We start from the raw sequence: 12982 nt of genomic DNA, 5'->3' as shown, positions 1-12982 counted from the left end.
ACGTGATAGTGTCGATCAACGCGCGACGCACGAGATTGGCTTCGGCCGACGATAAAAGGAACCTTTCCGAACGGCAAGCTGGGAAGGTCGCGGCGCCCTGGACGAAACCGGCCTTGAGCGAGATTATTTGAGCGCAGCGACGCGCCAATTAGGACTTGCGCCTACTGGCCGCTACATATCGGAGCCGCTCATCGCTAAAAGGAATGCCGACTTGGTAGCTGAAATTCCCAAAGTCCATATGTGGCATTCCGAGCATCTGCGTCTGGCGGTGACGGCGGCCGGAGTGGCGCTGTGGGCCTGGAACGTCGATTCGGATGCGTTTACGATGGATGAGCGCGGCTTTGAGCTATGGGGCCTGCCGTGGCGGGAAACAGTCACCTTCGAGCAGTTGTCCGCGCATATCCACCCCGCCGATCGTGACCGGGTTCGATCGGCCTTCGCCGCGACGCGCGCGGTGCTTGGCCGCTACGAAACCGACTTCCGCATCATGATCGGCGAGGAGGTCCGCTGGATTTCGGCGCGCGGGCAGGGCGAGGATGTGGGGATCGTCGGGCGGACGATGTTCGGGATATTCCTTGACGTGACCGGTCGCAAACAGGCCGAAGAAGGCAGTGAACTGCTCGCCGGCGAGATGAGCCACCGGGTCAAGAACATCCTTACGATCGCGGCGGGGCTCACCGCGATCACCTCCCGTTCGGCCCATAATACGCAGGAAATGGCCCGCGAACTCACCGAACGGCTTCATGCCCTTGGTCGCGCCCACGATCTCGTCCGGCCGCTCCCCAACGGGCAGGGCAACGCGGCCCTGCTCGGGGACCTGCTCTCGGTTCTTTTGGCCCCGTACGACGATATGGGCGCGTTCAAAGGCCGCATTCGCGTCGCCGTCGAACGTATGGGAGTGGGGGAGGCCGCCGCGACCGGCCTTGCGCTCGTTGTCCATGAACTCGCCACCAATTCCATGAAATATGGCGCATTGTCGGTGCCGACCGGCACGCTCGACGTGTCGAGTACGGCGGAGGGCGAGAATGTCGTCCTCAAATGGCTCGAAAGAGGGGGGCCTCCCGTCGAGGCTCCCGATGGCGCCGAAGGATTCGGCAGCAAACTCGTGCGCCGCAGCGTCTCGGGGCAACTTGGCGGATCGATCGACTATGAATGGTCGGAAGGCGGGCTGATCGTCACGCTGCGGATGAACCGGGGCCGACTGTCATCCTGAAGCGCGATCACTGCTCAACCTTATTGGCGTGACTCGATCGCCGCGAGCCCCTATGCACCCGCGCCGATGCAGTCGATCCGCACCGCCTTTATCCGCCATCGCGCGCTTTGCATCATGCTGATGGCAGCGGTGCTGTGCCTCAAGGCACTGGTCCCGACAGGCTATATGGTCGTGCAGGACGCCAGGATCCTGACGGTCCAGATCTGCGCCGATGCGACCGGCCAGATCATGACGACGCAGATCGCCATTCCGATGGAGCGCAAGGCCGGCGGGCAACAGCGCGATCATGGCAAAGGCGAGGACGTCTGTCCTTATTCCGCGCTGTCGATGCTGTCTCTCGCCAGTGTCGACGCAGTGCTGCTGGCGGTTGCGATCGCACTGATCCTGGCGCTTGGCATTGCGCCCGTGCGGCAAAGCGGGGCATGGCGGGTTCCCTATCTTCGCCCTCCCTTGCGTGGTCCGCCGGCGCTGATCTGACGCTGCGGTCGCGCTGACGGCTGCTGCTTTTTCGGCCGATCGCTCGTGCGAGCCGGTCGTTTCTTCTGCCATGTTCGCGGCGGCCGGATGGCCCGGACAGCCGCCACTCGTCCAAAAAAATCACGAACAGGGACTATTCCCATGCGCTCATCCATCATCGCCCTTGCGGCGGCCAGTCTGGTCGCGACGCCGGCTTTCGCTGAAGACTCCGAAGCGTCGCGAGACCCGATCATCGTCACAGGCCAGCGCCACAACGCCAGCATCGAACAGGCACCCTCGACGCATGTCGCCGTCACGCAGGAGGAGATCGCCCGCAAGGTCAACGCCGTCAGCGTCGAGGATATGATCAAATATCTGCCCAGCCTCGTCATTCGCAAACGCCATATCGGCGACAATTTCGCGCCCATCGCGACGCGTACGTCGGGTCTTGGCGCTTCGGCACGCAGCCTCATCTATGCCGACGGCGCGCTGCTATCGGCGCTCATCGCCAATAATAATGGCAATGGCAGCCCGAGATGGTCGCTGGTGACGCCCGAAGAGATCGAGCGGATCGACATCCTCTACGGGCCGTTTTCGGCCGCTTATTCGGGCAACAGCATCGGTACGGTAGTCAACATCACGACCCGCCTGCCGGAAAAGCTGGAGGCGCGCGCCACGGCGCTCGTCAATGTCCAGCAATATAGTCTTTACGGAACGAACCGGACGCTGCCGACGCGGCAGTTTTCCGGCTCCATCGGCGACCGCTTCGGGCCCCTTTCGCTGTTTGGCAGCGTCACGCGGACGATTGCGAACAGCCAGCCGGTCAGCTTCATATCCATCGGCGGAACCGCCGATCCGGCCGGCACGACCGGCGGTTATGCGGATGTCAGCCGCATCGGTGCGCCGATCCGTATATTGGGTGCGGGCGGCCTCGAACATCATGTGCAGGATACATGGAAGCTGAAGGCCGCGCTCGATCTCGGTGCGGGCGTCAGCCTGCGATATGTGCTTGGCCTGTGGACCGACGATACCCGGGGCACCGTCGACACCTATCTGCGCAGCGCGACCGGCGCACCCTCTTTCGCCACGGCTAATATTGGCACGACCGCCGGGTTCAACTCGGCCGTCTACCGGCGCGACGCGCGTCATTTATCTCACGCGGTCTCGCTTCAGGGCGATTCGCCCCGGCTCGACTGGCAGGTGATCGGCACGTCTTATGACTACGCCCGCGACCGGCAAAGCAATCCTTCGACGGCGACGAGCGGGGCGACGGTCAACCGGCTGCCCGTCGCCTTTGCCGGCGGCCCCGGCACGATCCAGCGGCAGGACGGCACCGGCTGGCTGACACTGGATGCTAAAGCGGCCCTGCATCTGGGGCCGGACGATGCGCATATTCTGAGCATAGGGGGGCATGCTGATCGCAATACGCTGCGGGCGGCAACCTATCTGGCGTCCAACTGGCTGGACGACGCGACGGAAGGCGCGCTCAGCACGACCTCGCGCGGCCGAACCCGCACGCTCGCGCTCTGGGCGCAGGATGTCATCGGGCTCGCGCCTCAGTTGTCGCTGACCCTGGGCGCGCGGCACGAATGGTGGCGCGCCTGGGGCGGCTTCAATCAGGTCGCGTCCGGCGCATCCGTCATTCAGCCCGAGCGGCGCTTTTCGGGTATCTCGCCCAAGGCGTCGCTGGAATGGCGGCCCGCCTCCCAATGGAGCGCGCGCCTGTCGCTGGGTCAGGCGTGGCGCCTGCCGACGGTCGGCGAACTTTATCAGGCGACCAGCGTCGGGGTGCTGCTCACCAATCCCAACCCCAATTTGCGTCCCGAGCGCGCCCGGTCGGCCGAACTGGCGATCGACCATCATGATGATCGCGGCTCGGTGCGGCTGTCGCTGTTCAACGAGATTATCGATGACGCGCTGATTTCTCAGACCGGCATCGTCGGCGGCACCGGGATCAGCGCGACATTCGTGCAGAATGTCGATCGCACGCGCGCCCGTGGCGTGGAACTGGCGATCGACCGGCGCGATATCGTGCCGCATTTCGATCTGCAAGGCAGCGTCACCTATGCCGACGCCGTGACGAGCCGCAACAGCGTATTCCCGGCGGCTGAAGGCAAGTTGCTGCCAAGCGTGCCGCACTGGAAAGCGACGGCGGTCGTAACCTGGCGGCCGAGTAAGGAATTTTCGCTGACGACCGCTGCGCGCTATGCCAGCCGTAACTATGCGACGCTGGACAATAGCGATAGCGTTGGGAACACTTATCAAGGCTTCTATAAATATTTCGTGGTGGATGCCCGCGCACAGTTCCGCGTCACCGACCAGTTCAACTTTGCGTTAGGCGTCGACAATCTGGGCAACCGGAAATATTTCCTGTTCCACCCCTTCCCGCAACGCTCGTTCACGGCCGAAGTGAACTGGAAGTTATAGGGCAAGGAGCGCCCCGCCTGCCGAATTCCGGTCGGGCGGGGCCAACCCATCCTCATTCCAGATAGTGCGCGCGCAGGGCGGCCAGATCGACCCGGCTCAAGCCGATCTCCTGTTGCAGATAGGCGTCGACCGATCCCCAGCGCTGGTCGATCGCCTGAAAGGCAAAGGTCAGGAACGGCGTGCCGTCCGTCGTCGTCAGCGGCTTGGCCGTGGCGAATGCCGGGTCTTTCTGCATCCGGGCGAAGTAACCAGCGACCGGGTTGGTCTGCGCCATCGCCTCGCTGATCGGCGATAATTCCCATTGCGGGCGGCGCGACGGCGTCGAAAGCAGATAGTCGGCGTAGATGGTCTCGCGCGGGACGCCCAGCGCGCTCAGGATGATCGCAGTGGTGAAGCCCGTACGGTCCTGACCGGCTGAACAATTGTAAAGTACCGGCCCTTCCTGCGAGAGCAGTTTGCGAAACACCAGTCGCATTTGCGGCGCCAGCTGGATCGGGAAAGCCCGATAGCCATTCGTCATGCCGGCCGAAGCCTGGCTGGGCTCGGTCGCGTTGAGCGACATGCTTTTGAATATGCCCGCCATCGAATAGCCGACCGCATTATAGGGAATGCCGTCGAGCTTCGTCGGCGCGAAAACGCGCTCTTCATCGGATCGCAGGTCTACGAGATTGGCGATGCCCAGGCCCTTGACCTGCTGCACGTCGGTCTCCGTAAACATCGGCTGTCCGCCCGAACGATAGATCATGCCCCAGCGCACATGCTTGCCGCCGGCCGCCGGATAGCCGCCGATGTCACGCAAGTTGGAGCCTTGCTGGAGCGGCAGCACCCGCTCGGCGACGCGCACCAATGCTTTGGTGCGGGCGTCGCGCAAAAGGAAATAGGGGCGGCTCCCGTCCGCCAGCGTCACGACATGGACGCCATCCGCATCCCTCGACGAAATCAGCTTGACCGATGCTGCCGGCGCATCGGCGCGATCGGCCTGCAGGACGTCGACGGGATCAGCATCCTTCCAGCGAATTTCCAGGCGATCGGGCGCTATACGCTCGACCGTGGGCGTGGTGATCGTTCCGGCCAGTGCCGGCGCCATCGTCGCGGCCAGCGGCAGCGCCAGGATCGCCACTGCTTTTGCAAAATCCGTCATCCTGTTTCCTTTCCCGCTCATATGAGCGCCATAGTCACAGCCTATGTCGGTTGCATGACGGGCGGTGGTTCCGACGCGCCGGGCCTGGCCACTGTCGTGCCGCACGGTTGACCGTTGCTCAAGGTCGCTCCGTGTCTTTCGCGGAAAACTTGATGGAAAATGACTTCACCCTGACATAGTTGAACGCGATAGGGCGCTTGAACAGCTAGACCCGCGGACACAGAATGGGGGCTGGGTTCGCCGACGATGGAGAGTGACTTGACCATCCTCACGATCGATTTCGAAGCGTCGTGCCTGCCCCGGCATGGGCGCTCCTTCCCGATCGAAGTCGGTCTGGCCGGCCCGGCGATGGTGCGAAGCTGGCTGATCCGCCCGAGCGACGACTGGTTTGGCTGGGACTGGACGGCGGAGGCGGAAGCGCTGCACGGGCTCAGCCGCGAACGGATCGCGCGCGAAGGCCAGTCAGTGGACATGGTGCTGCGCGAACTCGCGGCGCTCGTTGACGGTTTCTGCGTCGTCGCCGACAGCGTGCTCGATCAATATTGGCTTGAAACGCTCGCCATTGCTGCGAGAACCACTGCGCCCTTTGCGATCGATCATGTCGCCCAGCTGCTCGACGAACGGCAGATCGATGAGGCCGGCATCATGGCGGCGGTCGCCTATGCCGACGCGCACCATCCCGCGCGACACCGCGCGGCCTGCGATGCGCAATGGCTGCAAGCGGTGGTTTCCCACGCGCTGCGGGAAACGCCGGAAGCCGCGCCCGCACCACGACTTTACATGGTGGAATCGCTTTGCTGAAGCCGGGCCATTGATGGCCGCCAGCAATGATTTGTTACGGTCGACAAATTCCAGAGACAATCACGACGCCTAAATCCTGCGTGACCGCCCGGCAGATTGCCGGATGTTTTCGGTCGCAAAGGAGAATTCCCCATGTTCCTGACCCTCGCATCGGGCATCGCGCTCGCGACGCTGTCGAACCCCGTCCATAATGCCCGGATCGACCATGCGTCGACCGCCTATACCGCCGCTTATCAAACGCAATCGACGCTGCATCTCGAACAGGTCAACGCTGTTCACCCGATGCGCGAGGCCCAGCCGCGCTGCCGCTGGAAGGCAGATCTCGTCGTCCATCGCGCGGTGCAGGGGCAGGGCGCATCCCTCGCCGCGCTGAGCAAGCCGATCCATAACTTCGCCCCGCTGGCCGGCACCTATGCCGGCGGCTGCGCCAGTGCTCGCCCCCAGATCGAAGCCGCTATCGCGCGCCATTCGCAAGCGCGCGCCGCTGAAGCGGCTGCCATCGCCCAGCAGGACCGGACCGTGCTGGTCGGTGAACTGGACGGCATCCATGCGCTGACCGTCAAGGGCGGATGAGCCCACCGCTGATCCTGATTGCCGAGCGGCAGAGAGACGCGCGCCTTGAGGTGCGTCAGTCCTTGGAGCAGAGCGGGTTTCGCGCTCTGCCTGCCGCCTCGGCGGCCGATATCTGGCGCGCCATGGATGAGATGATCGTCGGTGCGGTGGTGCTCGACACCGATCTGCGCGGACCCGATGGCATGGATTTGTGCCGCGATGTCCGCGAACGCAGCGACGTGCCGATCATCCTGGTCGGGGCGCACAGCAGCGAGGTCGACCGGGTGGTCGGGCTGGAGCTTGGCGCCGACGACTATCTCGCCAAACCCTATTCGACGCGCGAACTGGCGGCGCGGCTGCGCGCCGTGCTGCGCCGCCGCAGGCGAGGGGAGGCGGTGGGCACGCATCGTCAGACCGAGGCGCATTTCGATGGCTGGATCGTCGACTTCGCGCGTCGTGAAATCCGCGATCCGGGCGGTGCCATCGTCGAGTTGACGGCGGCGGAATTTTCGCTGCTGGCGGCGATACTTGATCATCCGCAGCGGGTGATTGCGCGGGCAAGGCTCATGGAAATGGCGGGAGTTCGCGCCGCGCCGTCGTCCGACCGGAGCATCGACGTGCTCATCAGCCGCTTGCGACGCAAGCTGACCTATCAGCACAGCAGCGCCCCGATCGTTACCGTGCGCGGCGCCGGCTACATGTTCAGCGCAACTGTTCAATGGCGCTGAATGGCGCAGACATGATTTTTAACAAAGCCGCTGCGCCGCAGCAAAGCCCGTTCCCTATCCTATGATCAGCAGCCGGTCCGCCCCCTGACCGGTTCAGCCAAAGGATGGATTTATGAACGAGCTCATCGGTCGCGTGTTCGATTTCGAGAAGCGGGTCTTCCCGGATCAGAGCGCGCTCTACAACCGGCTCGCCAGCGATGGACAGAGCCCCAAGGCGCTCATGATTTCTTGCGCCGACTCCCGTATCGTGCCTGAACATATCATGCAGGCGAACCCCGGCGACCTGTTCGTTTGCCGGAACGCCGGCAACATCGTCCCGCCCCATGCAAGCCAGCTCGGCGGCGTGACGGCCACGGTCGAATATGCCGTCATGGTTTTGGGCGTGCGCGACGTCATCGTATGCGGCCATAGCGATTGCGGCGCGATGAAGGCGCTTGCGACCGACGCCGATCTGACGGCCATGCCTAATGTCGCCGCCTGGCTGCGCCATTCCCATGCAGCGCAAAAACTGTGTCGGGAAAGTTACCCCAGCGATATCGATGACGCGGAAAAGCTGCGCAACATGGCGCTGGAAAATGTGGTGGTGCAGCTGTCGCATCTGCGCACCCATCCGTCGATCGCATCGGGCATCGCTCGCGGAGAGATCGCGCTGCATGGCTGGTATGTCGATATCCATGCCGGGCAGGTGCTCGGCCTTGATGGCGATACCGGCCGGTTCATGCCGCTGCGCGAAGACATGCCCCTGCCAGTAGCGCTGCCGCATGCACGCCGTCTTGCGGCCGGCTTCGATTACGCCCAGGCGGCGGAGTAACCCCCATGATCAAGGCTCTTTCCGGCGGCAGTTTCAGCCGTGACTTCACCGCGTCCATCGTCGTGTTCCTGGTGGCGATGCCACTGTGCATGGGCATCGCCATAGCGTCCGGCGTACCCCCGGAAAAGGGCCTGATCACCGGCATCATCGGCGGTCTCGTCGTCGGTCTTCTCGCGGGATCGCCGCTTCAGGTCAGCGGCCCGGCCGCGGGCCTTGCCGTCATCGTGTTCGAAATCGTGCGCGATCACGGTCTGTCCGCACTTGGACCCATCCTGATCCTTGCCGGCGCGATTCAGGTCGTCGCCGGCATCCTGCGCGTCGGCGGCTGGTTTCGCGCCATATCCCCGGCGGTCGTTCATGGCATGCTCGCGGGCATCGGCGTGCTGATCGTCGTCGGGCAGTTCCATGTTCTGTTCGATCACAAGCCCTTGCCGAGCGGCTTGGCCAATCTGGTTGCGATGCCCGGCAAGCTTCTGGGCCTTGGCGATCAGGATATGGCCACGGCCTTTGCCGTCGGCCTGCTCACGATCGGCTCAATGCTGGGATGGGAGAAATTCCGGCCGGCCTCGATGAAGCTGGTGCCCGGCGCCCTGGTCGGCGTTTTGGTAGCGACGATCGCGGCCTTCGCTCTTGGCCTTTCCGTCGCCCGCGTCACGGTGCCCGAATCCATCGTCGCCGCCATCAGCCTGCCCGAGCAGGGACTGCTGGCGCAACTTTTGAACCCTGCGATCCTCACGACGGCGCTCGCTATCGCTTTCATCGCGAGCGCGGAGACGCTGCTGTCCGCGGCGGCAGTGGACCGGATGCACGACGGTCCGCGCACCGATTACAACAAGGAATTGCGCGCACAGGGTGTCGGCAACCTGCTGTGCGGCTTTGCCGGCGCGCTGCCGATGACCGGCGTGATCGTACGCAGTTCCGCGAATGTTCAGGCCGGGGCCATGACTCGGCTGTCCACCATATTGCATGGCGCGTGGATATTGGGCTTCGTCGCCTTGCTGCCCTGGCTGCTGCGGGAAATCCCGATGGCGGCGCTGGCGGGCATATTGGTGGTGACGGGCGTCCGGCTCGTCAGCTTCGATCATGTCCGGCATCTGATGCATCAATATGGACCGCTGCCCGCGATCGTGTGGGCGGCGACGCTGATCATGGTCGTGGCGACCGATTTGCTGACGGGCGTGCTGGTCGGCCTCGCGCTTTCGCTGGTGGAACTCGTGCCGCACATGCGAAAGCTCGGCCTCAGGCTGGATGAGGGCAGCCGGGGCGATGCGCATGAAATGGCGTTCAGCGGATCGGCGACCTTCCTCACCCTGCCCAAGCTGTCGGCGCGGCTGGAGGCGATGCCCGCGCGGGCGCTGGTGGTCCTCAATCTGGAGCGACTGGCGCATATCGATCACACCAGCGCGGAAATGCTAAAGGAATGGGTGGATCGCCGGCGCGGGACCGGTGCAGAGGTCCAATTGTTCGGCGCGAGTGAAAAGATGCGTCGGCTGGTCGTTCAATGACATTTCATATTCCGCCACTATATAGAAACCAATTAGAAACATTTGGACATTCAACAGAAAATAACAGTGCCGTAAATATCACGCGCGCATAATAACAGAATATAGGTCGTCAAAACCTCTTTATTCATGCCGCACTGCACAATAACAATGAATGCGTCGCTCATATTCACGGCAATATTCACAGATCGATGGAATGGGCGGACGCAGGAAGGAACATTTCTTTTCCAAAGGGGAATGTTCATGAAATATCAAATCGCCTGTGCCGCACTGGCGCTTATGTCCAGCGCGCCGGCCTTTGCCCAGGAAGAGCCAGCAAAGCCAATCACCGTCACGGGCAGCGTGGGCCTGGTGTCAGATTATCGCTTCCGGGGCGTTTCGCAGTCCGACAAGGGCATGGCCGTTCAGGGTGGCCTTACGGTCACGCATGAAAGCGGCCTTTATGCCGGCACCTGGGGTTCGAACCTCGGCGGCTGGGGCCGGTTCGGCGGTTCCAATATGGAACTCGACCTGTTCGCGGGCTATGCCATTCCGCTGGGCGGCGCGACCCTCGACGTCGGTCTGACATGGTATATGTATCCGTCGGGCGCCGACACGACTGACTTCGCTGAGCCCTATATCAAGCTGTCGTCGCAGATGGGACCGGTCAAGGGCCTGCTCGGCGTCGCCTACGCGCCCAAGCAGAAGGCTTTGGGAACGGTTTGCAGCGACTCCGCGTGTACGATCTTCGATCCGGGCGACAAGGGCGACAACCTCTATATCTGGGGTGATGTGAGCGGTGCGATCCCGAACACGCCGGTAACGCTGAAGGCGCATCTGGGCTATTCCGACGGCAATCCGGGCCTTGGTCCGCGTGGCACCTCGATCGCGCCGACCGGCAAATATCTCGACTGGATGGTCGGCGCCGATGCCGCCATTCCGGGGACGCCACTGACGGTCGGTATCGCTTATGTCGACACGGACATTTCGAAGTCCGACCGCGCCTATCTGGCGGGGGCCTTCGAGGTTCTGGAAAACAGCAAAGGGAACGGCAAGTCGATTTCGAGCGGCCAGGTGGTCTTTTCGGTAACCGCTGCTTTCTGATGCCCGTGCCGGACCCGGTTCGCCGGGTCCGGCATAATTTCCTAAGCATGACAAATTGTTGCTGCGCCTTCAGCGCCCCGTTTCGGCAGCCAGGTCTGGTTGACCCTCGATAGGTCGACCCCTATCTCGCAACAGCATGAACCCTTTACTTTGCCAGCCTTCATGACCGCGCCGTCCATCATTCTGGTCGAAGACGATCCGCCGCTGCGCACCCTGACGGCACGGGCGCTTCAGGAGCATGGCTATGAAGTGCGGCCCGCATCCTCCGGCCCGGAAATGTGGATCGCGCTTGAAGCAGGACCAGCCGATCTCGTCGTTCTCGACGTCATGTTGCCAGGCACCAACGGCATCGACCTGTGCCGCCAGTTGCGCCGCAAGAGCGACGTGCCGATCATCTTCATCAGCGCCAAGGGCAGCGAGACCGACAGGATCGTCGGGCTGGAACTGGGCGCCGACGATTATCTCCCCAAGCCTTTCGGCACCCGCGAACTGATCGCCCGCATCCGCGCGATCCTGCGCCGCGTCGGCGTCGAGCGCGGGCCGGACGATCATCGCGAAACCGAAGCACGCTTCGATGGCTGGAGCGTCAACTTCCCGCGGCGCGAGCTTCGATCCCCGACCGGCGGGATCGTCGACCTCACGGGCGCGGAATTCGATCTGCTGGTCAGCTTCCTCAGCCACCCGCAGCGGGTCATCGCGCGCGAGCGCCTGATCGAACTGTCCCGCACCCGCATGGGCGACAGTTCGGACCGCAGCATCGACGTGCTGGTCAGCCGGTTGCGCCGCAAGCTGTCGACGCAGGAACAAGGTGCGCCGATCACCACCGTTCGCGGCGTCGGTTATATGTTCAATGCCGAGGTCAGCCGCGCTTGAGGCGGCATGTCAGCCGGTCGCTCGGCCTTGTCGGCCGATTGTTCGCGATCCTGCTGCTGACGCTGACGCTGGAATTCGCCGTCGGCACGCTGATCTATGAGCGCGCCAGCCAATTGTCCCTGCAGGATGATGACGCCCGCCGGCTGGCCGAACATCTCGTCATCGCGCGCAAGCTGATCGCAGAACAGCCGCCCGAGGACCGGCGCACGCTCGCGATTCAGCTCACCACCGATCGCTACGACATTCACTGGACGCCCACGTCCCCGCCCGCGCCGCCGCTCGCGCCCGAGCTGGAGCGGATGCGGCGGCAGATCGTCGCGTGGGAGCCTTCGCTCGAACAGGCGGGCTTGCGCCTGCGGCTGACTTCCCCGGGGCGAATGTCGGAAATCAGCGGTGGCATGCAACTGGCCGACGGCAGCTGGCTGCATTTCGGCATGCGACATGCCGGGGGACGCTGGGAATTCACGATCGGGCGCATGGGGCTGGCGCTCATTCCGGTCGTGGCTCTGCTCGTCGTCGGCGGCATCATGATCCGGCGGACGCTCGCGCCGCTGCGCGACCTGACCCGCGCGACCGAGCGGATTGGCCTGAGCGAACAGGTCGAGGTGCAGGAAGCGGGGGCCAATGACGTGCGCAACCTCATCCGCGCCTTCAACGCGATGCAGGAGCGCATTCACCGCCTGATTGCCGAGCGGACCGAAACGCTGGCGGCGGTCGGCCATGACCTGCGTACGCCGCTCGCGCGACTGCAATTGCGGCTGGACGATGTGCCCGACGCCGACTTGCGCAACGCGATGGGCGAAGACCTTGCCGAAATGGGCGAGATGATCGAATCGCTGCTTGCCTTTCTGGGGGGAGAGAAGGACCCGGAACTGCCTGCCCGCACCGACCTTGCCGTGACGCTGGCGACCATCGTCGATGAGTATCAGGATCAGGACCGGGACGTCACCTATGAAGGCCCCGATCATCTGGAACTGGTTGCGCGTCCTCATGCGCTGCGCCGTGCGATCGTCAATCTCGTGGAAAACGCGCTTCATTATGGCGAGCGTGCGCGGGTCTCGCTGATGGCCGATGGCGACCGGGCCGTGGTCAGGGTCGATGATGACGGCCCCGGCATCCCCGAAGACCGACTGGCCGACGTGCTGACGCCCTTCCTGCGGCTCGACACCGCGCGCAGCCGGAACACGCACGGGCTGGGCCTGGGTCTCGCCATCGTCGATCGCGCTGTCGCGCGCGAAGGCGGAGAGTTGGCGCTGATCAACCGGCCCGACGCGGGACTGCGGGCCGAAATCCGCCTGATGCGCAATCTTACGTCCATTACCGCCTGAGCGAGGCGCACAAACACAAACTCGGTCTGGACAAGCAAAACTCATTTACCCTTGCGTCGCTGGCCCG

12 protein-coding genes are annotated in these 12982 nt (G+C 63.7%); 11 read left to right on the top strand and 1 reads right to left on the bottom strand.

The genetic code is table 11. The annotated features are described in order from the left end of the window. The first annotated feature begins 211 nt into the window (after positions 1–211). The 3 genes from WG907_RS07665 (at position 212) to WG907_RS07655 (ending at position 4096) form a co-directional block, all read left to right on the top strand. Complete coding sequence (locus tag WG907_RS07665) at positions 212–1213, top strand: sensor histidine kinase (protein ID WP_340232170.1); 1002 nt, start codon at positions 212–214, stop codon at positions 1211–1213. Between the two features lie 66 nt (positions 1214–1279). Continuing rightward, positions 1280–1690: a DUF2946 family protein gene (locus WG907_RS07660; protein ID WP_340232169.1), complete on the top strand. Its 411-nt coding sequence runs from the start codon at positions 1280–1282 to the stop codon at positions 1688–1690. Positions 1691–1831: 141 nt separating this feature from the next. Beyond that, positions 1832–4096, top strand: coding sequence for a TonB-dependent receptor (locus WG907_RS07655; protein ID WP_340232167.1), 2265 nt, complete (start codon positions 1832–1834; stop codon positions 4094–4096). A gap of 52 nt (positions 4097–4148) precedes the next feature. Here WG907_RS07655 and WG907_RS07650 read toward each other — a convergent pair whose 3' ends face one another. Then, a complete protein-coding gene (locus tag WG907_RS07650; protein WP_340232166.1) occupies positions 4149–5237 on the bottom strand; it encodes a tyrosine-protein phosphatase in 1089 nt (362 codons plus the stop codon). Positions 5238–5483: 246 nt separating this feature from the next. Here WG907_RS07650 and WG907_RS07645 point away from each other — a divergent pair, with 246 nt between their 5' ends. The 8 genes from WG907_RS07645 to WG907_RS07610 all read left to right on the top strand — a co-directional run bounded on the left by WG907_RS07645 (position 5484) and on the right by WG907_RS07610 (position 12915). Further along, on the top strand, positions 5484–6038 hold the full coding sequence (locus WG907_RS07645; protein WP_340232164.1) for a hypothetical protein: 555 nt from the start codon (positions 5484–5486) through the stop codon (positions 6036–6038). Between the two features lie 132 nt (positions 6039–6170). After that, the gene (locus tag WG907_RS07640; protein ID WP_340232163.1) at positions 6171–6611 is read left to right on the top strand and encodes a hypothetical protein; all 441 of its coding nucleotides are present in this window, start codon (positions 6171–6173) and stop codon (positions 6609–6611) included. Continuing rightward, positions 6608–7318 (top strand): response regulator, encoded by a 711-nt coding sequence (locus tag WG907_RS07635; protein ID WP_340232161.1) that lies wholly within the window; start codon positions 6608–6610, stop codon positions 7316–7318. The genes WG907_RS07640 and WG907_RS07635 overlap by 4 nt, the downstream gene beginning before the upstream one ends. A gap of 112 nt (positions 7319–7430) precedes the next feature. Then, positions 7431–8129 (top strand): carbonic anhydrase, encoded by a 699-nt coding sequence (locus tag WG907_RS07630; RefSeq protein ID WP_340232159.1) that lies wholly within the window; start codon positions 7431–7433, stop codon positions 8127–8129. A 5-nt stretch (positions 8130–8134) separates the two neighbouring features. Further along, entirely contained in the window at positions 8135–9634 is a 1500-nt protein-coding gene (locus WG907_RS07625; protein WP_340232157.1) for a SulP family inorganic anion transporter, read from the top strand. A gap of 234 nt (positions 9635–9868) precedes the next feature. Beyond that, a complete protein-coding gene (locus tag WG907_RS07620; protein WP_340232155.1) occupies positions 9869–10714 on the top strand; it encodes a TorF family putative porin in 846 nt (281 codons plus the stop codon). A gap of 162 nt (positions 10715–10876) precedes the next feature. Beyond that, on the top strand, positions 10877–11587 hold the full coding sequence (locus WG907_RS07615) for a response regulator (RefSeq protein ID WP_340232154.1): 711 nt from the start codon (positions 10877–10879) through the stop codon (positions 11585–11587). Beyond that, positions 11584–12915, top strand: coding sequence for an ATP-binding protein (locus WG907_RS07610; protein WP_340232152.1), 1332 nt, complete (start codon positions 11584–11586; stop codon positions 12913–12915). Before WG907_RS07615 ends, WG907_RS07610 begins: the two co-directional genes overlap by 4 nt. Positions 12916–12982: the final 67 nt, after the last annotated feature.

The organism is Sphingobium fluminis (assembly GCF_037723805.1).
Classification (GTDB): Bacteria; Pseudomonadota; Alphaproteobacteria; order Sphingomonadales; family Sphingomonadaceae; genus Sphingobium.
This window is presented reverse-complemented; position numbering and strand designations above follow the sequence as displayed.